Origin of the sequence: Pseudoalteromonas sp. S1609, assembly GCF_005887255.1 — a bacterium.
Taxonomy (GTDB): domain Bacteria; phylum Pseudomonadota; class Gammaproteobacteria; order Enterobacterales; family Alteromonadaceae; genus Pseudoalteromonas.
The window spans coordinates 1-24,166 of record NZ_PNDJ01000056.1; the positions used below are offsets into that span (position 1 = coordinate 1).

18 protein-coding genes and 1 rRNA gene are annotated in these 24,166 nt (G+C 40.4%); 10 read left to right on the forward strand and 9 right to left on the reverse strand.

Going from position 1 to position 24,166, the window contains the following annotated elements; all coding sequences use genetic code 11:
* Positions 1 to 77: 77 nt before the first annotated feature.
* Positions 78 to 192 (forward strand): 5S ribosomal RNA (gene rrf, locus CWB76_RS14525).
* Positions 193 to 817: 625 nt separating this feature from the next.
* On the opposite strand, the gene CWB76_RS14530 is transcribed toward rrf, so the two are convergent.
* From CWB76_RS14530 to CWB76_RS14540, 3 genes are all read right to left on the reverse strand, one after another.
* Complete coding sequence (locus tag CWB76_RS14530) at positions 818 to 2,089, reverse strand: LysM peptidoglycan-binding domain-containing protein (RefSeq protein WP_138608566.1); 1,272 nt, start codon at positions 2,087 to 2,089, stop codon at positions 818 to 820.
* Positions 2,090 to 2,177: 88 nt separating this feature from the next.
* Positions 2,178 to 3,497: a sensor histidine kinase gene (locus tag CWB76_RS14535; RefSeq protein ID WP_138608568.1), complete on the reverse strand. Its 1,320-nt coding sequence runs from the start codon at positions 3,495 to 3,497 to the stop codon at positions 2,178 to 2,180.
* A 2-nt stretch (positions 3,498 to 3,499) separates the two neighbouring features.
* Entirely contained in the window at positions 3,500 to 4,918 is a 1,419-nt protein-coding gene (locus tag CWB76_RS14540; protein WP_138608570.1) for a sigma-54-dependent transcriptional regulator, read from the reverse strand.
* A 226-nt stretch (positions 4,919 to 5,144) separates the two neighbouring features.
* Here CWB76_RS14540 and CWB76_RS14545 point away from each other — a divergent pair, with 226 nt between their 5' ends.
* The 3 genes from CWB76_RS14545 to CWB76_RS14555 are packed head-to-tail and all read left to right on the forward strand — an operon-like array spanning position 5,145 to position 9,512.
* A complete protein-coding gene (locus CWB76_RS14545) occupies positions 5,145 to 6,398 on the forward strand; it encodes an efflux RND transporter periplasmic adaptor subunit (RefSeq protein WP_138608572.1) in 1,254 nt (417 codons plus the stop codon).
* An 11-nt stretch (positions 6,399 to 6,409) separates the two neighbouring features.
* Positions 6,410 to 7,114, forward strand: a complete 705-nt coding sequence (locus CWB76_RS14550; RefSeq protein ID WP_138608574.1) for an ABC transporter ATP-binding protein — start codon at positions 6,410 to 6,412, stop codon at positions 7,112 to 7,114.
* 1 nt (position 7,115) lies between these two features.
* On the forward strand, positions 7,116 to 9,512 hold the full coding sequence (locus CWB76_RS14555; protein ID WP_138608576.1) for an ABC transporter permease: 2,397 nt from the start codon (positions 7,116 to 7,118) through the stop codon (positions 9,510 to 9,512).
* Between the two features lie 62 nt (positions 9,513 to 9,574).
* Here the strand turns inward: CWB76_RS14555 and CWB76_RS14560 are convergent, their stop codons facing one another.
* Both CWB76_RS14560 and CWB76_RS14565 read right to left on the reverse strand, forming a co-directional pair.
* Positions 9,575 to 11,560: a hypothetical protein gene (locus tag CWB76_RS14560; protein ID WP_138608578.1), complete on the reverse strand. Its 1,986-nt coding sequence runs from the start codon at positions 11,558 to 11,560 to the stop codon at positions 9,575 to 9,577.
* Between the two features lie 72 nt (positions 11,561 to 11,632).
* The gene (locus CWB76_RS14565) at positions 11,633 to 13,273 is read right to left on the reverse strand and encodes a hypothetical protein (protein ID WP_138608580.1); all 1,641 of its coding nucleotides are present in this window, start codon (positions 13,271 to 13,273) and stop codon (positions 11,633 to 11,635) included.
* Between the two features lie 352 nt (positions 13,274 to 13,625).
* Here CWB76_RS14565 and CWB76_RS14570 point away from each other — a divergent pair, with 352 nt between their 5' ends.
* Entirely contained in the window at positions 13,626 to 14,090 is a 465-nt protein-coding gene (locus CWB76_RS14570; RefSeq protein ID WP_138608582.1) for a hypothetical protein, read from the forward strand.
* Positions 14,091 to 14,344: 254 nt separating this feature from the next.
* On the opposite strand, the gene CWB76_RS14575 is transcribed toward CWB76_RS14570, so the two are convergent.
* Entirely contained in the window at positions 14,345 to 16,012 is a 1,668-nt protein-coding gene (locus CWB76_RS14575; protein WP_249363182.1) for a tetratricopeptide repeat protein, read from the reverse strand.
* Positions 16,013 to 16,047: 35 nt separating this feature from the next.
* The gene (locus tag CWB76_RS14580) at positions 16,048 to 16,575 is read right to left on the reverse strand and encodes a sugar O-acetyltransferase (protein ID WP_138608584.1); all 528 of its coding nucleotides are present in this window, start codon (positions 16,573 to 16,575) and stop codon (positions 16,048 to 16,050) included.
* Between the two features lie 161 nt (positions 16,576 to 16,736).
* On the opposite strand from CWB76_RS14580, the gene CWB76_RS14585 reads away from it, so the two are divergent.
* The 4 genes from CWB76_RS14585 to CWB76_RS20465 all read left to right on the forward strand — a co-directional run bounded on the left by CWB76_RS14585 (position 16,737) and on the right by CWB76_RS20465 (position 20,851).
* Positions 16,737 to 17,501 carry a DeoR/GlpR family DNA-binding transcription regulator gene (locus tag CWB76_RS14585; protein ID WP_138608586.1) on the forward strand — a complete coding sequence of 255 codons (765 nt, stop codon included), beginning with the start codon at positions 16,737 to 16,739 and terminating at the stop codon, positions 17,499 to 17,501.
* 46 nt (positions 17,502 to 17,547) lie between these two features.
* Entirely contained in the window at positions 17,548 to 19,368 is a 1,821-nt protein-coding gene (gene glmS, locus CWB76_RS14590) for a glutamine--fructose-6-phosphate transaminase (isomerizing) (RefSeq protein ID WP_010392174.1), read from the forward strand.
* Between the two features lie 110 nt (positions 19,369 to 19,478).
* Complete coding sequence (locus CWB76_RS14595; RefSeq protein ID WP_138608588.1) at positions 19,479 to 20,666, forward strand: alpha/beta hydrolase-fold protein; 1,188 nt, start codon at positions 19,479 to 19,481, stop codon at positions 20,664 to 20,666.
* Between the two features lie 62 nt (positions 20,667 to 20,728).
* Positions 20,729 to 20,851, forward strand: a complete 123-nt coding sequence (locus CWB76_RS20465) for a hypothetical protein (protein ID WP_283235062.1) — start codon at positions 20,729 to 20,731, stop codon at positions 20,849 to 20,851.
* Positions 20,852 to 21,112: 261 nt separating this feature from the next.
* Here CWB76_RS20465 and CWB76_RS14600 read toward each other — a convergent pair whose 3' ends face one another.
* Both CWB76_RS14600 and CWB76_RS14605 read right to left on the reverse strand, forming a co-directional pair.
* Positions 21,113 to 21,475 (reverse strand): hypothetical protein, encoded by a 363-nt coding sequence (locus tag CWB76_RS14600; RefSeq protein ID WP_138608590.1) that lies wholly within the window; start codon positions 21,473 to 21,475, stop codon positions 21,113 to 21,115.
* 3 nt (positions 21,476 to 21,478) lie between these two features.
* A complete protein-coding gene (locus CWB76_RS14605; RefSeq protein WP_138608592.1) occupies positions 21,479 to 22,567 on the reverse strand; it encodes a hypothetical protein in 1,089 nt (362 codons plus the stop codon).
* 263 nt (positions 22,568 to 22,830) lie between these two features.
* On the opposite strand from CWB76_RS14605, the gene CWB76_RS14610 reads away from it, so the two are divergent.
* Entirely contained in the window at positions 22,831 to 24,129 is a 1,299-nt protein-coding gene (locus CWB76_RS14610; protein ID WP_138608594.1) for a DEAD/DEAH box helicase, read from the forward strand.
* The last annotated feature ends 37 nt before the right edge of the window (positions 24,130 to 24,166 follow it).

Below are 24,166 nucleotides of genomic sequence, written 5' to 3' on the forward strand. Positions count from 1 at the left end.
AGAATACAGAAAACTTTTAGTAGCAGAAATTCCAAATTTAAGTTAGTGCGTAGTAATACGGACTGACACCAAATTTGCTTGGTGACAATAGCGTTTTGGACCCACCTGACCCCATGCCGAACTCAGTAGTGAAACGAAACAGCGCCGATGATAGTGTAGCATTTGTTATGTGAAAGTAGGACATTACCAGGCTCCAAATAAGAGAAACCCGTTACAGCAATGTAGCGGGTTTTTTGCTGTTTGGGATTTAATAAAAATAGCCAAGACCCTATGCCGGACTCAGTAGTGGCCGCTCTCGTACATCCTGTACTCCAAAGGCATTCGTATTCCTATACATCAAACAAAACAGCTCGAAGGCGAGCCCCGGACAAGGCCGCCCCGACACAATGATAGTATCCCATTTGCTATGTGAAAGTAGGTCATTCTACTGCGTAGCGCACCGACTCCAAATACAAGAAAGCCCGATTCGAAAGAGTCGGGCTTTTTTACGTCTGTAGAAAAGTGAAAATATCAGCCGTCAGCTATCAGTTGCACTGCGTTAATCAGACAACCGTAGAGTGGGTTGAGTATCTAGAGCCCCGCGGGCAAAATAACGCAACGTTAACCTCAGAGCCAACGCATCCCATTAAAAACATTAAATGTACCTTGCTATGTGGCTCTCTAGCACTGTAGGCACTACGATATTCTACTGCGTGGTCACTACAAAGGAACGCGCCGATGCCAAATATGTGCAAGCTCGAATCTAAATTTAGGTCTTTTGAGGGGTATATGGGCTGATAAAGTCATCAGTCCATATATTTAATAATCAGCGAGGTAGTTAGCTATTAGACAAGAATACAGTAAGTTTTTTACCTATTTTTAAGTGGTCGCTCGAAAGGTTATTCCATTGTTTTAGTTTATTAATACTTACTTTGTAATACTTAGCGATTTTCCATAAACTTTCGCCTGATTTAACCTGATGTTCAATTTGGGTATCGGCTAATTGAGGGAGCACAAGCTTTTGGCCAATTCTAATGGTGTTACTTTTTAGATCGTTAAACGCTTTGAGTTGGCTAATACCCACTTTGTAGCGTTTCGCTATAACACTTAAGCTATCGCCACGTTTTACTGTGTAGTGTTGCCACTGACTATAATCATTGGAATCAAGATTAGCGAGCATGTTTTTAAATTGTGTTTGTTCAGCAACTGGAACAACAATGTGGGGTGCATCAATAATGGCAGGAAAGCGGATCACACCATGGTTTAAAGATTCAAGTTGCTGCCATTGCTTTTGGTTATCTAAAATAACAGCGCCATCAATAGGCAATACTGCAATTGTTGGGCTGTTTGAAATTGCAGGAAAAGCCATTTTTTGGCTTTTTAATAATTGTGCCGCAGCTAGTAATTTTGGCACGTACTGACTGGTTTGTTTGGGCAGTTTTAAATTAAAAAAATCAGTGGGCTTACCCTGCTTTTTATTATTTCTGATGGCTCGTTGTACACGGCCTTCACCTACGTTATAGGCTGCAATTGCATGATACCAGTTGCCATCAAAACGCTTGTGTAAATACTCCATAAAATCCAGCGCAGCTCGGGTACTGTCTACTACGTCTTGACGCCCGTCATACCAAGGTGATATTTGCACGTTAAAATACTTAGCAATAGCAGGCGTGAGTTGCCACAACCCAGAGGCATGTTTATGCGAGTATGCACTGGCATCAAAGTCACTTTCAATCAACGGCATTAATGCCAGCTCAATGGGCAGTCCACGTTTTTCAACTTCACTAACAATATGGTAAAGGTAAGGCTCAGCACGGCGGCTAATTTCATCCATGTAATTTGGATGTGTTAAATACCAGGCAATTCGCTTTTGCACCGCTGGGTGGCTTGAATTAGCAAATGACAGCTGTGCCCTAATACGTTGCCATACATCATCTGGTTCTTTTGTGGTGAGTGGAGCTATTTGTGCAATATCTTCGTGCTGTTCACTAACAATTGTTTTGGGGTTAGCCTTAATTTCAGGGGGTGATGTTGGTGTATCGGTTGTGGTTTCACAGCCGGATAAAATAAACACTAATGGCAAAATGCGGATAAATCGATTTGAGAACACGTACTAAACTACTCCGAAAATATAAATGTGGCTAACCTAAAGCTGTTTAGCTTAACATAGGGTGAGCTAAAAATGACCGTCAAATGAATTAACCAAATACACACCTAAAACAGGCGCCTTGTGGTTTTGGTACATAAATTAAATCGCCACCGTGGTTGAGCATTATTTGCCGAGAGAGGCTTAGGCCAATACCAGAACCTTGTTGCTTGGTGGTAAAGAAGGGCACAAAAATCATATCTATAACGTGTTCAGCAATACCTGGGCCGTTATCACTGATTTCAATGTAAAGCTGTTGGGCGCTATTTTGCGCGAGGGTGAGTTGAATTATGGGTGTTTTGTTTGAGTGCTGTGCGTTTTGTTGATGATCCATAGCAAGTACTTCAAGTGCATTTTTTACTAAGTTAACCAGCACTTGCTCTATTTGGCTATTATCAAGCATCACCAGTTGCTGGCTACGAATCGCAAGCTCAAAAGTTGTGCCTTGGCTGAGTGCTTGCTGTTGGTGCAGAGCGACTATTTGTTCAAGTATATTAGCTAAATTGTATGGTGCTAAATTAGGTTTGGGTAAACTACTAACTTGACGAAAACGTGCAATAAAATCACCTAAATGCCCCGTACGTGACGCTAGCGTGCTTAGTGCAAGCTGTAAGTCTTGCTTATCTTCAATATCATCAAAACACAGTTCTTGCGGTAATAAGGTTGTACACGTATGAGCTAGAGATGAAAGTGGCGTGATAGAATTTGCTATTTCGTGCGTTAGTACTTTAGTTAAGCGCTTATAGGCTTGCTGTTCTTTTAACTGCAATTGATCATGAATCGATTGTATGCTGACAACACGGCGAACTTTACCCTGAATTTCGGCGATACTTAGTTGAATTGATAGGGTGTCGTGCTGCTCGCCATTTTGCCAGTAGGTGGTGCTGCGGATATTGTGTTCGGCGTTTAAAATTAACTCTCCAACAGCGCCTAACTCATGTAAATTTTGGAAGCTTTTACCTAGTAACTTACTAATGGCTGGGTTTGATTCGATCACCTCGCCGTTGTCATCACATACCATAACGGCTAAATCAACATGGATGAGCAAAGCTTGTAAAAACTGAGCTTGTTGCTCGGCATTAAAGCGCGCTGTTTGCATTTGTGCTTTTACTTGCTCAAATTGCTTAAGCATTGGGTGTTGCTGACCAAGCCCTAATGTACTGTCGCCATTAGCTAAAGCGCGGATCACCATTTCAGCTTGTTTTTGTTGGCGCTTAAACAGCGTAAAAATATGCGCTATTAGCGCCGCTGCGACTAGCATCATTAATAATGTCGTCGCTGAAAAACCATGCTTTTGCAATACATAGCTAAGCAACGCACTAACACTTATAAGTGCGATAATATTAAATGAAAGTAATAAATTAGCTCGCATGATTATAGCCCGTACTTTTCAAGGCGGCGGTACATGGCACCACGGGTTAAACCCAGTGCTTTGGCTGCATGACTCACATTACCTTGATGGTGCTTAAGTGCTGCGCGAACTGTGCGTTGTTCGAGTATGTCTAAATCAAAGGTGTCGTACTGTAGCTGATTGTTTATATCCTCTGTACTTTGACTCGCAGAATGAGCGCTAGGTGCTGCGCTATTACCTACAACTGAGGTTATATCGAGTGTATCCCCTTCAGTTAATATAACCGCACGCTCTATAGCGTGAGCCAATTCACGTACATTACCTGGCCACGCGTATTTGCAAAGCGCACTCATATCATCATCGCTAATGGTTAAGCTGCGTTTATATTTTTGCGCAAAGTGTTTTAGGTAGTAATTAGCTAATAATGGAATGTCATCGCTGCGCTCCCGTAATGCCGGAAGGCGAATTTCAACGGTGTTTATCCGATACAATAAATCTTGACGAAAACGCCCCTCTGCGACGGCTTGATCAAGGTTGTCGTTAGTGGCGCAAATAAGGCGAATATCTATATCAACGGCTTTACTGCTGCCAACGGGCGTTATTTGTCTATTTTGCAGTGCAGCCAGTAATTTGGCTTGATGCTCTAGGGGTAAATTACCCAGTTCATCTAAAAATAAACTGCCACCGTGGGCAAGCTCAAATTTACCAATGCGATCGGCTTTAGCATCAGTAAACGCGCCTTTTTTGTGGCCGAATAGTTCACTTTCAAATAAATTCTGCGCTACTGCACCCATATCTAAACTCATAAAGGTTTGATTGTGGAGCATACTTGCTTGATGAATGGCATGCGCGGTCAACTCCTTCCCTGTGCCACTTTCACCGGTTATTAATATGTTGGCATCAGTTTGAGCTGCTTTTTCTATGGTGCTAAATACCTGTTGCATCGCATTGCTTTGACCTAAAAACTCAAAGTTAGGCGTGTTTAAGGCTTGGTTTAACCCTTGTTTTTGCCGCGTTAATTTGCCCACTTGCTGTTTGTCTTTGGCGTGTGAAAATGCAGCGGCGACTGCGCCAAGTAATTGCTCGTTTTGCCAAGGCTTGGCAATAAAATCAGAGGCCCCCGCTTTAATTGCATCTACGGCTAATTGAATATCGCCGTAAGCGGTCATTAATAAAACAACGATATTAGCGTCTTGATCTATGATTTTTTTCAGCCAATAAAAGCCTTCTTTGCCACTGATTGAGTCTTGGGTAAAGTTCATATCAAGCAGTATTACGTCAACGGGCTGCTCGAGCTTGCGTTGCTCGTTAATGATGCCTGCAATGTCAAATGGATTGTCTGTGGCTTTAACACTTTGATAATGCTGTTTTAGTAATAAACGTGCTGCAATGAGAATGTCTGGGTTGTCATCAACAATTAGAAGAGAGCCTGTGTGTTTCATGTTTTTTATTCTTATAGAGTTTTATTTAGCCTAAAACAAAAAGGGGACAGTGTCCATAAATGGACGTTCATAAGATAATAAAGTGTTCTATAAACGGACACTATAATTAGTTTAAAAACTTAATTTTCAATTAAGTTATTGATTTTATTGGTTAATTAAAATTGGCACACGCTTTGTAATAACAATAAGTAATTAGTTAAATTAAACCTGTATCAAGGTAGTCGACATGGACAAAAAAATAGAACGCTCATTTACGCAAAAGTATTTTAAAAAATTTACTTTTGCAGCTCTTACTTTAGGTGTTGCTGCGGCTGCATATGGTTATACGCAAAGCAGTGATACGGGCCGTAGCCAAAATATCGAGCGTAGTGGCTTAACGGTTAGCACGGTTAAACAAGGTGCCTTTAAAGATGCCTTAAGCTTACGCGGTCAAGTTGTGCCAAAAACCAGTATTTATCTCGATACCATTGCTGGTGGTCAAGTGGAAGAGCGATTAGTCGAGCAAGGTGAATATGTTGAGAAAGGCCAACCGCTCGTGCGCTTAAGCAACACTAACTTACAACTTGATGTAATGAGCCGTGAAGCACAAGTTACCGAGCAGCTTAACTTTTTACGTAATACGCAAATGACCATGGAAACCAGCCGGTTAAACTTACGCCGTGACTTATTAGAAATCGAATTAAAAATTACCCATTTAACACGTAGATTAAAACAAACTAAACCTTTGGTTAAAAGTGGCGTATTGGCGCAAGACCAACTAGCTGAGCTTGAAGAAGATTTAAATTATTACCAAGCCCGTAAAGAGCTCACCCTTGAGCGCCAAAAGCAAGAAAATTCAATCCGTGAGGTGCAAGTGGCGCAGTTGTCAGACAGCGCTAAAATGCTCGAAAAAAATCTGCAATTTGCGCGTCGAAATCTCGACAACTTATTAATCAAAGCGCCTGTTTCAGGTTATTTAAGCGAACTTGATGTGGAAATTGGCGAATCTAAAAACAGTGGTGCGCGGTTAGGCCAAATAGATATTCCTAATGAATATAAATTAGTGGTGCGCATGGATGAATTTTATTTAAACCAAGTGCAGCGTGACATGGCGGTAATGATTGAGCTAGAAAGCGGCACGGTGAATGCAAAAGTGAGCAAAATCGATAGCCGCGTACAGCAGTCACAATTTCAAGTAGAAGTGGACCTACCCAGTAACACTAAAAGCATTAAGCGCGGCCAAAGCATTGATATTGAGTTAATGCTAGGGGATGACAATAACAATGCCTTACTACTTAAACGCGGGGCTTTTTTTACTAACTCGGGCGGTAACTGGGTTTATGTAATCGAGCAAGGCGGTGATAAAGCAGTGCGCCGTGATATCCGCCTAGGCAAAAAGAATCAACACTATTTTGAAGTGCTTGAAGGGCTAAACGCTGGGGATAAAGTGATTACCTCTAGCTACAGCAACTTTGACAAAGCACAGCAACTACAATTTTAAGGATAATAACAATGATCAAACTAACTAATTTAAGCCGCGTATTTCGTACTCAAGATGTTGAAACAACAGCGCTGAGTAATATTAACTTAACTGTAAACGAAGGCGATTTTTTAGCGATAATGGGGCCATCTGGCTGTGGTAAGTCAACGCTGCTTTCTATTTTGGGTATGCTTGATTCACCGACCTCAGGCAACTTTGATTTTGCGGGAACTGACATTGCAGGCTATAGCGAAAAGCAACTAGCAGAGCTACGTAAAGAATCAATTGGCTTTGTATTTCAAAGTTTTAACTTGATTGATGAGCTAACAGTTTATGAAAACGTAGAGTTGCCATTGCAGTATCAAAAAATATCAAAAAGTGAGCGTAAGCAACGCGTAGAAACCATTTTAAAGCGCGTGGGTATTGATCACCGCGGCGAGCATCTACCACAGCAACTGTCGGGTGGTCAGCAGCAGCGGGTAGCCGTTGCGCGTGCATTAGTGATTAATCCCAAGCTAATTTTAGCCGATGAGCCAACCGGTAACCTCGATTCTAAAAACGGTGATGAAGTGATGGCGATGCTACGCGAATTAAACCGCGAGGGCACCACGGTTATTATGGTGACTCACTCAGAAAAAGAGGGTGCCTATGCTGATCGTTTAGTGCGCCTATTGGATGGCCAAGTGATGCTTGATAAAGCAAATGTTGTGCAGCAAGCCGTTGTTGAGGTTGCTTAATATGTTTATTAATTATTTAGTCACTGCTTTAAGATCATTTAAGCAACAAAAACAGCATTTTATCCTAAACCTTTTAGGGCTAAGTATCGGCTTAGCTGCGGCAATTTTAGTGGCACTATTTGCACAAAACGAGTTGTCATACGATAGTCAGCAGCCTCACGCTGAACGTGTTTACCGTGTAGGCCAAGATTACTCAAAGTTGGGCTTATCAGTCATTCCTATTTTCAATTATTCTCAAGCGGCAAAAGCCACTGAATATAGCCAAGTAGAAGAAGTGTTTGGTTTGACGATGGTATCGCTGACTCGAGAAGCTATGGTTGACGTGCAGTACCTGGATCAGGGTTTTAAACTTAATGACTTGTATGGGGCAACGCCAAATATTGAGAACTTTATCAATATAAACACATTGGCTGGTGATTTAAAAAATGCAATGAGTACACCTGAGAGCTTGGCTCTAAGTGAATCTGAAGCACTGCGTATTTTCGGTACAATAAATGTTATTGGTAACACGCTACAGCACGAACAAGGGCAATATACTGTACGGGCGGTGTTTGCAGATTTACCAAGCAATACTCACTTTGCATTTAAAAACCTCGTTTATGTAAAACATGATCCAAATAACCTGATGATTAATAGTAGCTATGTTTATATGCGCTTGGCGCCACAGGCCGATCCAAAAGCACTCGCTGATACACTGTCTAAACAGTACTTCAATGGGCAAATGGCGGGTCAAGTTGCCATTGAGTTACACCCATTACTAGACTTACATTTAACAGCAAAATCGCCATTTGAAATGAAAGCAGGCGGCGCAAAGCAAGTTGTAACGATTTGTGCAGGGTTGAGCGTGTTACTTATTTTGATTGCTGGCTTTAACTTTATCAATATGACGGTGGCACAGTCTGCAAAGCGCGCCAAAGAAGTGGGTGTGCGCAAGGCACTTGGTGCAAGTAAGCTGCAGTTAGTAACACAGTTTTTAGCTGAATCTACTTTGGTTGCTCTATTGTCGATGATTATTGCCTGTGTGTTAGTGGAACTGTTATTGCCAAGTTTTAACCAGCTGGTCGATCGTGAACTGATAGTGAGTTATTTTTCAGCCTTTGGTTTGGGCATTATGGCTGTTGTTATTGCTGTAGGCATACTTGCAGGTTTGTACCCGGCATTGTTTATCTCATCATTTAGCGCAAAACGAGTGTTAAGTGGCGATTTACAACGCGGTAATACGGCCATTTGGGTACGTAAATGTTTATTGACCTTGCAAGCTTCATTAGCAATCGGTTTGATCATTGCATCGGTTACGTTGTTAAAACAATTATCTCACTTACAAAGTCTTCCTTTAGGCTATCAAACACAGCAACGCTTAGTGGTTTCAGAGTTGCCGGTGCAATCGGTATTTACGCAGCAGCCTAGCGCACTAATTAATCGCTTGACGGCTATAGATGGTGTAGAGCAAGCAACGATTATTGATACTCGTTTAACCGTTTCAATTAATAATACATTACAGCCTACTTGGCCCAATGGTGAATTTTCAGGTGGAATAACCCCTGTGATAGGTTCTGGTTTTGATGTTGTAAAAGGGCTAGGCCTTACGCTTATTGCTGGTAGAGACTTTAACCGTGAGTTTTCCTCAGACTGGGCGACGCGAGCAAACGGGGTTACAACAGTAGGTACAATTATTACAGAAACCGTTGCCAAGCAGGCTGGTTATAGCAATGTGGCTGATATTGTTGGACAAAAAATTAAAGACACAGGGCGTAATGTGGATATGCAAGTTGTTGGTGTTGTAAAAGATGTAAAGGTTGGTAATGCACAAGATGCGAATTCTAACATTATGTTTTTATGTGGTTACAACTATTTAACACCAGTATCTGAAGTAATTTTAACCGTGAACGTGCAAAACCTCCCTGCTATAAAACAAGCAGTGATTACAGCTTTAGCTGAAGTGTCTAATATTTATGAGCCAAAAATAAACCTGCTAGCTGAAAACTATAAAGCGGTATTAAAAGGTGATGAGCGTGTTTCTCTTGTCGTACTTATATTTACTGGCCTTGCAGTGTTCTTAACTTGCTTAGGAACTTTTGGTTTAGCTTCATTTGCCACGATTCGTCGCCAAAAAGAAGTCGCTGTACGCAAAGTACTGGGTGCGTCACGCATCAGCATAATGAATCTACTGGCAAAAGAGTTTTTAATTTTAGTGCTAGGAAGTGTAGCCATAGCATACCCGCTAACTTATTGGCTGGTGGGTGATTGGCTCGCAAACTTTAATGAGCGTGTTGATCAAGCGCTGTGGGTTTATCTGGTTGCCGCTTTGAGTGTTACTGCGATCACTTGGCTGACAGTTGCCAGCATCGCCTTTAAAGCCGCCAGTACACGGCCATCGCTGACGTTACGGTATGAATAAATAAAGCTCCGTAAGTTAAAAAGGGTTGGTGAATACACTAACCCTTTTCTGTATCGTAAATTTTATTGATACGAAATATAATACCCTGGTACATGTGCTTGGGTATAAAAATGCCCGTCAATGTATGAGTCTTGTATTAAAGTTCCAATATTTGCAGCGTTAATACGCATACGAGCCACCATTTCATGGACCGCTTCAGCTGTAAAAGCTTCTTCGACAGGAGGATCACCAACAAAATTAGTAAACCACGGAAACCAGCTATTATCATTGCCACTTACACTTTGGTCTGGATGGTAACTTCCTCCTTGCCAGCGATCAAATTTCAGGCTTTCTAAACTAAATAGGCCAAAGTTTGCTTGCGTCATACATGCATCAGCGGCTTGGTATTCAGGGTAGCCAGAACTGGCAGCAAACTGATTGCACACATTGTGTGGAAGGTTGCTGGTATTTGCTGCAGAATATTCTACAGCTCTAAACATAACAGGACGAGAAGAGCTACCTGCGGGGAAAATAATATTTGCCGCGACAGGTGAATGCCAACGTTGATGATACATTGCAATTGATAGGCCTAAGTCTTCTTTGTTTATTGCAACGTTATCTGCATGTGTCCATGAGCCGCCAGGATCAACAGGAGTGCCGCTATTATCGAATATTATTCCATGTTGGTTTGCCTCCAGTTGGTTAAGTAGGCTTGGCGTTGTATTGTCGACAACCGTTACTGGGATCATGCTACTAGCTGCACTAGGTGTGTAATTTATAGCTGGGTTGTTTAATGCTTTCCAGCATAATAAGCCATAACCATAACCGTCATTTATCATCGGGCAGTTTGCCATATTTGCAGATGACTGGTTGCTTTGATAAGTGTGATTAACCGATGCAGCAGCGGCTTCACCTGTGCCTACTAATACTCCCCACGATTGAAGTGTTATTTGTGCATACGGTAGTTCACTTTCAGGCAAATAGAGTGTGGTGCTAGATATTAAGTTAAGCGCTAAATCGAACTCATAGAGTACCACGGGGCGCATTTTGCTTTGCGTTTCCTTTGGGTATTGGGCTATCACGGTTTGCTTTGCAGGTGGGGTTTGATATTGCTCATTTACTTGGGCTAACAAATAAACACGATGCTTTGATATATAGCTATTTAGCAATTTGTTTATATGCCAAGTTGATAGTTTGCGAGTTTTTAAAATGCTAGCGTGGTTATCGGTCAATTGCAGTGTATTGCCTTGCTGCAAAACCCATGTGTGCCCACTTAGACCAATTACTTTTGTTTGCTCAAAAATATATTGGTTTTGTTGATCATGACTCTGTGTATTTATAAGTGCTTTGTCATTTATTTGATAGCTTGAAAACGACACTTCCTCGTTGTGATACTGATGTAAAGGCGCCGAATATTGACCAAATAAAGCGGTTAATTCAATTCTAATAGTGTTATCTAATTCTTTTACAACCCATTGATCTTGCGCCTGCTGGTGGAAAGTTATTGGAGTGTATTGACCCTCCTTATCTACACTGAATGCCTGCCATGTTGTTTCACACTTTGATATACATAACTTAGATGAGCGAATAAGCGCCTGTTGATTTTTTGAGGTGAAAGAGTCCTGTTCGTCTTCAAATTTAAATTGAAGTGGAGTGCCTCTTTCTGTGATCTCAAAAGAAAAAAGAATGCGCCGTTGGTTACCGCTAACATGCAACGTATTGTGATTACTTTGGCCTAACTTAAGCTTTGAGTAAGTGTTTGAAGTGTGTGTTTTATCGGCGTTACCTAAAAAAGCGGAGCCATTATTATGTTGATGGCTTTGATCGCCTTCTTGGAGTTCTAAAAATTGTAAACGTTGAACACACGCTTCTTCTTTACAAGTTTGTAGTTGTATTTTGCGTTGCTGATACGCAAAATTAAACCAAGGTGTTTGAGCAAAATAGCTCTCTTGGTTTGCATAAAATAGTACGGGTAGTGTGCTTGTATCAAATTGTTTTGCTATAGCAACACAATGCATACTTGCTGTTATTGTAAGTGCAGTGATAAAAAGTGTAAGTAGTTTTTTCATGATGATTCCTTTGCTTTAAACATACAAAAGAGGGTAGGAAACACCTACCCTTTATAAGTTCGATTGCAGTGCTTAATATACAACCCCTTGCTGCTGCGAAGCATTAACACCCTGATTTAGCTGAATAGATAGCCAATTTTCTACATCACTACGAAGAGAAGCGGTGTTATCAGGACCTGACTGGCTGGCATAAAACCATAAACCGGTAGGCATGGGGGCGGTAACATTTGTGCCACAAGTAAAGTGGTTAGCGGCATACATTACAGCGCCAGAGCTACCAAACTCAAAATGACTATCAGAATAACCGCCATAACCTCGTGCTTTAACGTGGGCTTCTGAGTCGAGTGTGAAGTGGTAAACTTCGTTGGGTTGCAACAAAAATGGACTTACGTCAGATGAATCAAATCGAGCTCGCATCGTCGAATTTACACTCGCTTCGTTACCCGAACGGGTAATTATGCCTGCAATATTAGTAATTAAATCACTGGCAAGTTGTGCATCGAGTAAGCTACCCGCATTGTCATTCACTATTGCAGCAGTAATACCTAAAGCTGCTTTTATAGTGCCCAGCACCGAGTTAATATCCCATCCAGTGTTGAAGCTCATTGCTGCACCACCGGCTTTATTAAACAATACAATCTCAGGAGCAGCACCAGGTAAATCAACGGCAAACTTTGCGCCATCGGCAGAGTGTGCATTAGTCGCTTTTGACCAAATTTGCTTTGCGGTCCCTTTTACATGGAAGCGCGAGGCATAAGTACCTCTAACTTCTAAGTTTCCTGAACATGAATTACTTTGATTACAATCAAAACCCGCTTTATCGGCACACAGCATTTTTACCGAAAACTCAGTAGAGTTATGACTTATTGTGTTGTCGTAGCCATACGCTTTATGTTTTGACCAACGCTCACCATCGCCTGAATGAAATGCGCCGTAAGCTGTACTGGTAAAGTTAAGTCCGTGTTTAGACATTCCTTTATTGTCACTAGACGTTTCAGGTGCAGGTGATGATGGGGTTGAAGGGTAATTTGTTACCACAGTACCAGAACCTGTATTTGGCACTACCATTTGGCAGGCACAGGCTGACTTTGGACCACCCTTTGCATCTTTATTTAATAACTCTTTAATTTCATTATAAGTAGTTGGATCCATTTCTTTGTTATAGTTTAAAACAGAGAGCCCCTTTTTCTTAGGAGCTGCGTAATTTTCAAACCACGCTTCAAATAATCGTGGATTGTTTATTTCGACAAACTCAGCTAACGAAACCATTTTTTGCATTGTTAACCATTGCTTAAAAAGAGCCGGCTTATATTGTATAAGGTAGCGCGCAAGGTAATAGTTGTCCTCGGGCGAGTGATCAGCAAGCACCGTAGACCATAAATCAAGCGCATTTACGTCTATCTCTTTTATTTGACTTAAGATTTCTTCGGCCTGATAAGTTGCTGTTAGTTTTTCAATATAATGATTGAGTACCGCTTCTTCATCGTTTTCAGCTATAAAATCAAGCAAAGAAAGCGAGTCAGTAGACCACGCTGAAATAGTCTGCCAAGTTTGTTTGCTAACTTGAGCAGGTGCCATTGCACCATAATCATTTTCTAAAGCGGTAGTACGGTGGTTGGTATTTTCAACAGTACCTGCAAATGCAGTGGTACTTATGATTGCCATATATACAAGAGAACCTAAAGCAAGTGGTGTCATTAATGTACGTTTCATTTTTATTCCTCCATAAATAATAAATAAGCACAAATAATGTGCCCTTTTATATTGCTTGTTTATTTTCATCACGAAAGGAATTAGCTGGGTCAGCATGGGGCGAGTTAGGTAAAAGTGAGAAAAGTAAGGGGGTGTAAACATGCCGGGCATTATTTTTTTAGTTGAATAATTTTTTATATAAATAAATACAATAACTTAAAAATAAATTTACCCGTTTTTACCCAATTGCCCCACGATTGTAAGTGTGATTTACCTCTCTTTGATGCACACTTTTTTAGTTGGTTTTGTATTTAATAGCTATGTTAATACAGCATCAACAATAGGATTAAGTAAATATATGGAGGTAAATATAATGAAATATACAATTTTAATATCAAGTTTGTTACTAACAACCTTTGCGCATGCTCATAGTGCAAAAATGCTGCAAGAAGAACTTCAAGCTAACGCGCAAAACTGCCCTAAAAAGCAAACAATATTGCTCGCTTCAATGAAAATATCGACAGGAACTTTTTCATTTTTAAAAAGTGATACAAGTAGTGGATGTACAGAAAAAAGCTTTTTTGCATCAGGTCGAGAAAGCCCGATGTTAGATTGTGGTCAGTTTGATGATTGGCGCTTAGCTTACGATATGGGTAAAAATATGTGTGAGTCGCTACATTCAAATATGATGCATTTTGACAATACATTAAACTCAGATATGCAAATATTTACTCGTTTTGAAGGACCTTATGAGTTTAAAGGGGTCGAGCATCACCAGAAATATAAAGCTAACATGGGCGTTACATTATCGTGTTATATCTGTGATACAGCAAAATAGTTAAAACCGTAGCACGAGGTGATATAGGTGATACCTTGTGCTTTTTAATTCTGATTTAGGTTAAGTAACCTGAACTCTGGATAATAAATCTATCTCTAGCAGCTATTTTCAGCGCTAACTGCGTTGAATTGACTTGCAATAGGCCAGCTATTGACGCGTAAATTCGCCTTGTTTTCACTGAAAATATCTGGCTAGAGAAAATAAATTTAAATATCACCATGATTCAATATGTTAGTAAATCTCTTAACCAGAGTTCAGGTTGAATAGTGAGGTGAGGCTTTAGCAAGTACTTCAAGCTTTTGTGTTTGTTGCTTTAGTTTATGCATATCTTCATGTTCTTCGTTGCAGTGGTTAATAACATATTGTGCGGTTTTTATTATATTACGCCAACGTGGTTTTTTAGGTAGTGTTTTAAGCGCTAAATAGCGCTCTAAGGTTCGCACTCGCAGCCGACCATCGTCAATGTTTACCTTCCACATTTTACTTTCTTCAGCTAGCTCAATTCTCGTTTTTGAACTTGTTTGTTCCCAAATACTCAGCGATAGCGTCATGACTTCTACAATTAATTGGCGAGTGTCTTGCTCCGTGTCGGTGGTTTCTTCGGGAGCTGCACTTTTCACTATATTTAAAGGGTTGCTTCTTTGTGTTAAATATTTGTAGCTAAGCAGTACTCCTGCTACAAAGGCACTAAATACTGCTAATATATTATAAAAATTGAAATAATTATGTTGTTGTTTAATTGGCATAATATCGGCTTGCTTCAAGCGTAGCTGGTATAGATTGGCCGTATCAGCTCTATTTTGGCGTAACATTGTATTGTAATCTTCAAGCGTAATTAGCGCATCACGGTATTGTTTTGATTGCTGTTGTGACTGAGCGAGTGCGATGTAAAACAACTCTGTTAATTGACTGTTTTGATGGTGGTTTTCGGCTAACCCTTGCTTTAACAATACTTGCGCTTCAGTGTCTTTACCTTCTAGTTGTTTTAGTTTTGCCTCTATTAATAGCGCTCGTTGATCGACTTTTTCATTTTGAATAAGGCTACGGGTACGTTTTTGTGTTGCCAACCATTTATGTGCCTCATTAAGTTTATTTTGAGCTAAGGCGATTTCAGCGAGTAGTAAGTAGGCGCGTGAAGCTTGAGTATGCGCACCACTATTATTTAACTGCGTGAGCGTTGTGTTTATAAGGTTTATAGCTTTATCAAACTGTAACTTTTTAAAAAACACTTCAGCTAAGCTTATCAGCGTATGGTTTGCCTTTGTTTGATTGCCAAGTTGTGTATGCAGTAAATGTGCTTGTCGAAATGATACGATAGCATCATCTAATTGATTAATATCTCGCGATATATTACCTAAATTATTCAAAGTAACGGCTTGGCGTTTTAAGTCATTTAATTGCTTAGCAATGTCGTAACTTTTTAAAAGTAAAGTTAAAGCGGTGTCTAAATCTCCAAGCGCTTGATATACATTAGCAAGATCATTCGATGTTTGACCTTCATAACTTAAGTTTTTTAACTGCGTAGCAAGCTTTTGTGTTTTATGAAAATAAGTAAGAGATTGAATATAACCTCTTTGCCTGTATGCATTAATACCGAGTTGTCGCGTTACATGATATTGCTGTGAAATACTCAAACTTTGGCTAAGTAGTTGCTCAAGTTCTGAGTTTGCTAAGGCTAAATCACCAGCTTGTCTATACAGTACAGCTAATTCTAATTTAGCCTCAAATGATGCAGTTGAGTGTAGCTTGAGTTGACTGATTTTTTGCTTGCAAGTTAAAATATCACTCGTTATGTCAACCGATTTATTTTGCTTACAAACATTCGCCGATATCGGATAAGAAAAAAGTAAAAGTATAATAAAAACAATATTTAGAAACATCACTAAGTATGAGCTGTATTTGTGTTTAACTAAAAGTAACACAATATTAACTTTTCGCCATAAAGATTATATGACTATTAAATGCTACGTATTTTTTGTGCAGGATTACCTGCAACCACGGTATTAGCTGCAACATTTTTAGTGACTACAGATCCTGCGCCCAAGACAGCATTTTCACCAATGGTAACACCCGCTAAAACAATAACTCCCGCCCCAATCCACACGTTATTACCGATAGTAATCGGCGCAGCAAAGTTTTCTTTATTGAGCCGCTCTGTGGGATTAACTGCATGAGATACCGCTAAAAGCTGAACGTTTGGGCCGATTAAACAATCGTCGCCAATGCTTATGGCTCCTTCATTTATTGGCGCATCCAACACAGTACAGTTAATGTTTATAAAAGTACGATCACCTATATGCATTTGCGAGCCATAGTCACAATGAAAGCCCGCTTCAATAATTACTCCATCACCACAGTGTGAGCATAATTCTTTTATTCGCTTTAAATTACCTTTACTGGGGCTTTTATTAAATAAGCGGCAAATTTCGTGCACAGCTTTACGCTGCGCTAGATTCTCTTTACTAATACTATTAAATGACTGCATATCAATTTTGTTTAACTTAAATAATGGTGTCTAGCTTAACCTACTTTAAGCATGATGATAATTTGAATAAAACTGTGCTTTTTTTACGCATGCACTTGCCATTTATTATGTTTCGTTTAAAATCTACTAACTTTCGAAACGAAACTTAATTGTAACCACTTATGACCAAACGTAACACTCAGCAACGCCGCCATCTGATCCTCACTCAAGTTAATGAATTAGGTGAAGTGGCTGTCGATATTTTAGCTGAACAGTTTCAAACATCAGAAGTAACTATTCGAAAAGACTTAACCTCGCTTGAAAAAAGTGGCTTATTGCTGCGCCGTTACGGCGGTGCTATTGCTCTGCCTAAAGAGATTGTTAGCGATGAGATTGATTCTAAGCGCAAAGTGGCCATTGCCAAAGCGGCAGCATCGCTTATAAAAGATCATAATCGCATTATTATAGACAGTGGGCGCACCACTGCAGCAATGATCCCTGAGTTGGCTACAAAGCAGGGGTTAGTTGTTATGACTAACGCCATTAAAGTAGCAACGCGTTTATTAGCACTTGAAAATGAGCCAACACTTTTGATGACAGGTGGCACGTGGGATCCGCATTCAGAATCGTTTCAAGGGCAAGTAGCTGAAAATGTTCTATGCTCATATGATTTTGATCAACTATTTATTGGTGCTGATGGCATTGATGTAGCGCGTGGAACAACCACGTTTAATGAACTTGTTGGATTAAGCCAAGTGATGGCTAAAGCGGCGCGCGAAGTAATCGTTATGGTTGAATCAGATAAGATTGGCCGAAAAATACCAAATTTAGAATTACCGTGGCAAACAGTAACCACATTAATAACCGACAGTGGCTTAGCAAGTGATAAACGTGCAGCCATAGAGGCGTGTGGTGTAAAACTAATTTGCGCAGAAATTATGGAATAGCAACTAAAACGTAAGTTGCTAGAATTAAAAAATTAATGGAGACACTATGTGTGGAATCGTTGGGGCTGTTGCAGAACGTCCAGTAAATAAAATCTTAGTTGAAGGCCTTAAGCGCCTTGAGTACCGCGGTTATGACTCAGCAGGTGTAGCTTTACTTGAAGGCAATACACTTAATACAGTGAAAGCAGTTGGTAAGGTTGTAAACTTAGAGTCAGCACTTGAACAAGCTGGTGTTAGCGGCCACACAGGTATTGCACACACTCGTTGGGCGACTCATGGCGGTGTAACTGAAGCCAATGCTCACCCACATGTTTCAAGCAATCAATTAGCACTTGTACATAACGGAATCATTGAAAACCACGCAAGTTTGCGTGCAGCACTTAAAGGCGACGGTTACGAGTTTTTATCAGACACCGACACCGAAGTTATGGTGCATTTAATTCATCAGTTACGTCAGCAGCACACCACTTTATTAGCGTCAGTTCAAGCTGCCGTTAAACAGTTTGAAGGTGCATTTGGTACCGTTGTGTTCGATAAAGCGAATGATAACGAAATTATTGTAGCACGCTCAGGTAGCCCGTTAGTTATTGGTTTAGGCCTTGGTGAAAACTTTATTGCTTCTGATCAACTGGCATTATTACCAGTAACTCGCAGCTTTATCTTCTTAGAAGAAGGTGATGTAGCGCGTATTACTCGCGACACAGTAGAAATTTTTGATGCAGATGGCAACGCGGTTGAGCGTGAAGTTGTTGAATCAAACATCACACAAGATGCATCAGGCAAAGGTGATTACCGTCACTACATGCTAAAAGAAATTTATGAGCAGCCACTTGCAGTGCGTAACACCCTTGAAGGACGTTTAAACGATGACCGCGTAGCTATTGATGCTTTTGGCGATAGCGCACAGCAAATATTTAAAGACGTAAAACACGTACAAATTATTGCCTGTGGTACGTCATACCACTCAGGTATGGTTGCTCGTTACTGGCTTGAGCAATATGCAGGTGTTAGCTGTAACGTAGAAATTGCCTCTGAGTTCCGTTATCGTCAGTCATTTGTACACGAAAATAGCCTACTAGTAACTATTTCACAATCAGGCGAAACGGCTGATACTTTAGCTGCACTGCGTTTAGCTAAAGAGCAAGGCTATATGGGGTCAATGACTATTTGTAACGTACCTGGCTCATCGCTTGTGCGAGAATCAGACCTTGCCTTTATGACCAAAGCAGGCGCTGAAATTGGTGTAGCCTCTACTAAAGCATTTACTACACAGCTTGTTGGTTTGTTAATGCTTACTGCGTCTATTGCGCAAGAGAAAGGCTTAGATCAAAGCGCGATTGTTAACGCTATTAAACTGCTACCAGCTAAATTAGAAGAAACGCTACTATTGGCTGATGGCATTGCAGACCTTGCTGAAGAATTTGCTGATAAACACCATTCACTGTTTTTAGGGCGCGGCTCACAATACCCAATTGCAATGGAAGGCGCACTTAAGCTTAAAGAGATTTCATACATTCACGCTGAAGCCTACGCAGCAGGTGAGCTTAAACACGGCCCATTAGCGCTTATTGATGCCGACATGCCAATTATTGTTGTAGCACCAAACAATGAATTGCTTGAAAAGCTTAAATCAAACGTAGAAGAAGTACGTGCTCGCGGCGGCATCATTTATGTATTCGCTGATAAAGACTCACACTTTGAGTCAGACGACACAATGCGTGTAATCAACGTAAACCACGTAGATGACGTAATTGCCCCTGTTGTATATACAATTCCACTACAGTTACTGTCGTACTATGTAGCGGTCATTAAAGGCACTGACGTTGACCAACCACGTAACTTAGCAAAATCGGTTACAGTTGAGTAAAATCAAAAGCTTATAGGTTTTGATTAATGTTAAAAAAGCGCTCAATGCGCTTTTTTTGTGCCTAAAATTCTGTTAGCTTAGGTAACTTATTATTCTCTAAGGGATTAGTCATGCGTTTATTAACCGTTATTTGTTTTTTTAGCTTTTTTGCTTTTAGTTCACAAAGTGTCTTTGCACAAGCTGGTATTAAACAGCAAAGTGCTGATGAATCTCAATTTATGCACACTATTAAATCGGCTGTTCTAAACGAAGAACGCACGGTTGTCGTACAATTGCCTAAAAGCTATCAATCTGAGCCAAATAAGGTATATCCAGTTATTTATCGCTTAGATGGAGCGGGTAATATACCGCTTGCTAGTGCTGTCATTGAGCGCTTGCAAAATGCTAATCGTGCGGCTGAGGTAATTATTGTCGCTATTGAAAACACTAATCGACTTAGAGATATGTATCCTACAGTGAATAAAGAGCCGCAAGGTCCTGTCGGTGAAGGGGGCGGCGCAGCAAAATTTTTAGCGTTCTTTGAACAAGAGCTCATTCCTTTAGTTAATAAAAACTATCGCACGCATGACTATAAGGTTATTGCTGGCGCATCTGCTGGTGGTGTATTTGCGTTGTATGCTTTGCAGGCAAAGCCCGAACTATTTCAAGCGCATATTGCTTATAGCCCTGCGGTTTGGTGGAACTATGGCGCAATGGTAAAAAGTACAAAATCGTTTATAGCTAAAACGAAAGGCCTGAATAACTACGTTTATACTAATATCGGCGAAGAAGCCGGCATAATGCGTGAAAGGTACGATGAATTACAGCAATCACTGCAATCGTCTGAAGTACGGGGCTTACGCTTTTTTAATGATGCGTTTGATGGCACCTCGCATGGTTTAACTTCTGCTGCAGGGGCATTTAATGCCTATTACAACCTGTTTTTACCTAAACATATGCCCATAAGTGCTTTAACTGACGATGTTGCCTCTATTGATGCTTATTACCAAAATTTATCTCAACAATGGGGCGAACAGGTATCTCCACCAGATCGTGCTGTTAGATTACTTGGTTACAACCTAACGGACAGCAAGCAGTTTACCCGTGCTATTGAGGTGTTTAAGTACAATTTAAAAAACCACCCAAAATCAGTCGATGCGCTTTCAGCTTTATCTTATGGCTATGAAATGCAGGGTGATACTCGCCAAGCACTTGAACAGATGGAGTCTGCATTAGCCATTGCAGATGACTCATATCCTTATATAAACTACTTAAAAGAAACAAAAGCTAGGTTACAAGCAGAACTTAGCAAGAACTAATAATATTGCTAACTTAGTTGTTGGCTTTTTATGAAAGCCTCTTTAGGTTTGAAGCGCTTACGGTGACAGTTAAATTAATTAAAAGAGTAGGACTTAAGATAAAAATATTGATTTTTAACGTGATTAAAGCCTTACCAAACAAATTAGAAGAAGCAATATTACTTGCTGATGGTATTGAAGACTAAGAAGAGTTTACTGGTAAATACTCAAACTGTGAGTCAGATGGCTATGCGAGTTATCAATGTAAACCATGTAAACCATGTAAACCATGTAAATTACGTGATTACCCCTATTGTATATACAATCCCACTACAGTTACTGTCGCACTATAAAGCGGAAATGAAAGTACAGATTTTGACGAACCATGCAATTTGGCAAAGTCGGCCTAAAAATTTTAAAATCAACAGGCTACAGGTCTGATGTAAAAGGCGCTTTGTGCGCCTTTTTCAGTCTGCGCGATTACCTAAATCATAGGCAAAGTAGCCATAGGCAATTACGAACATCAAACCTATAAATGATATATGCATTACGCGAGCTAAAATTAGATCGATAGGTCTGGCGTGTCGCAAAATGGCTTCGTCATTAACAACCGTCGCTTTTGCGGGTTTTTGCCGCCTTATTACTTTGCCATACATGCTCACTCTTATGCCCAGCCCTTTATCCCAAAGTGGTTCATGTATCCCTTCCTCACGCATTTTTTTCTCAATATGTTTCATTGAAATACGAGTAAAGCATAAAGTCGAAATTAGATAGCTAATTATTATTGGTAAAGATATAAATAAAAAAATCTTTTCAGGAATTACATACATAATTTAAAACCAATCAATGTTTGAGCTTAAATCATATAATTGGCCAGAAACAAATTTACCAACTTCATCACCTGCTTTACCGACGATAAAACCAGCACCGAGACCGGCACCAATTAAGATAACCCAACCAACGGGTCCCATAGCTATTGCCATACCTACGCCTGCTGTAACTGTTGCACTCCCTGCGCCAATGCCTGCAGCTGTCCCTAAACCAAAACCTGTAGCTTCCCTGACTGCACTGCGCTGCCAGTCTTTACCTGCTTTGTAATCGTCATAAACGCTATCAGCTCGAAGACCAGCATCAATCGCAATGACAAACTTTCCTGCAATGTTGGATCCTTGCTCTAATTTACGTAAGTGCTGTATGTTAGCTAAAGAAGTTAATTGCAAGGGAGCTGAACTTCTTGCGCTTCTTGCTGTATCTATGCCTCGCTGCGCATTAGACCAGATATTACCCCGTGCAGATGCTTTCACTTTGCCTTTGAATTTAACCATTTCTCTTTTAAATACAGTGTTTAACTCTAGATGGGCTTGCTTTGCTTTGTTACCTAGTTTGATTAATTCTAATTTAGGCTGCTTGTTCTGCGATGCTTTTCTAATTTCAATTAAGCTAGTTTGGTATTTTAGAATCGCTTTTCCAAATGTACTTAATCTCACTTGGCTTGACTCTAATGAGGTAAGTGCTGCGCCAGTGGCAGTCAAGGTATCAAGATTTCTTCCAAGAACTTGTTGACTCGTTAAACCTCTTACTTTATCAACATATGGAGATATTTCCGCATCGTATAGCGCGGCAATAGCCAAAGCATCTTCATCACCGAAGTTGTTTACTATAGTACTGACATTTCTCTTTGTATGCTCAGGCCAAGACACCGTATTATCAAGTGCACAAGCTATGTCTGGACGAGAGCGCCTGAAATCACTCATATCCCCAGATTGTGGAGTTCTTAAAATGAACGGGGTTCCTTGAGGTATAAAGTTACCTATAATATGAGGGTTATCCTCTCTAAATCGCTTTAATTGCTCTAAGTCATTACTGTTAAAAGGTAAACTTGCTCGACTTTTCGTATTGAAACATAAATCAAATTGAGACATGACATTTCCTTGTATCTAAAATTAATCCATCAGGCCGCAAAAATAACACACTTGAAATGCTGAAATCAATAATACAGCGTGTTCAGCTATTATTTGTAATGATTGATGTATGTGATAAATAGTATTAATGCAAAGTGATATTCAGTGAATCATCGTTTAATAAAAAACAAGATGCATTTTATTTAAATCACTAACCTCTACTTAATAGCTGCTAAATACGCTAAAATTACAGGCTACTTTTTAGCAATAAGCCCGTAATAAATATGACCTCAGCCGCAAGCCCTAGTACTTTTAACGATCTTGGCCTTATTCCAGAGCTAATTGCTCGATTGTCTGATCTTGAATACACGCAACCTACGCCGATTCAGGCAAAAGCAATCCCAAGTATCTTGGCGGGCAGTGACTTAATTGCGGGGGCAAATACCGGCTCAGGTAAAACAGCAACCTTTGCTTTACCTATGCTACAAACGCTATTTTTAGCGCAAGGTGCTAATAAAGCAGCGGGCAAAGGCAATTTTGTAACAGGACTTATTTTGGTACCTACTCGCGAGCTGGCAGTGCAGGTAGCTGATAGTGTTAAATCGTATTCTGCTAACTTTAATGGCGCCATTAAAACGGTGGCGATATTTGGTGGTGTGTCGGCTAATACCCAGATGCAGGCACTTCGCGGCGGTGCTGATATCATTGTTGCAACCCCTGGGCGCTTGCTCGATTTAATCTCAAGCAATGCGATTAAGCTCGATAAAGTAACAACCTTAGTGCTTGATGAAGCTGACCGCATGTTAAGCCTTGGCTTTACTGAAGAGCTTGCTGAGCTATTAGCGCTTATGCCTGCTAAAAAACAAACCATGTTGTTTTCAGCAACCTTTCCAGAGCAAGTCACACAATTAACGCAAGAGCTGTTAACCAACCCTGTTGAAATACAAGTTCAAAGCAAAGACGAAAGCACCTTAGTACAGCGCGTATTTACGGTTAATAAAGGCGAAAAAACCACGGTTTTAGCGCATTTAATTAAGCAACACAAATGGCGCCAAGCGCTTATTTTTGTAAACGCTAAAAAAGACTGTGAGCACTTAGCGGGTAAGCTTGAAAAGCGCGGCGTGAACGCACAAGTATTCCATGGTGATAAAGGTCAAAGTGAGCGTACTCGCGTAATTGAAAAATTTAAAGCGGGCGAAATAGAAGTACTAATTGCTACCGATATTGCAGCCCGTGGTTTAGATATTGAAAAGCTACCAGTAGTAATTAACTTTAACTTACCGCGCAGCCCCGCTGATTACATGCACCGTATTGGCCGAAGCGGCCGTGCCGGCGAGGTTGGTTTAGCGTTATCGTTAATTGATTATGAAGACTTTCATCACTTTAAAATTATCGAAAAGAAAAACAAACTTCGTTTAGAGCGTGAAGAAGTAACGGGTTTTGCGGTAAACCAAGCAAACCTCGATGCAGCACAAGCACTTAAAAACGATAAGCCAATGGCAAAGCCTGAAGGCACAGGTAAGAAAAAGAAGAAAAAATCCAACCAAGAAGATGATGTATGGAGCGGCTGGCGCCGGAAATAATTTAGTTACCTAAATACTATTAAAAAACCCGTAATTA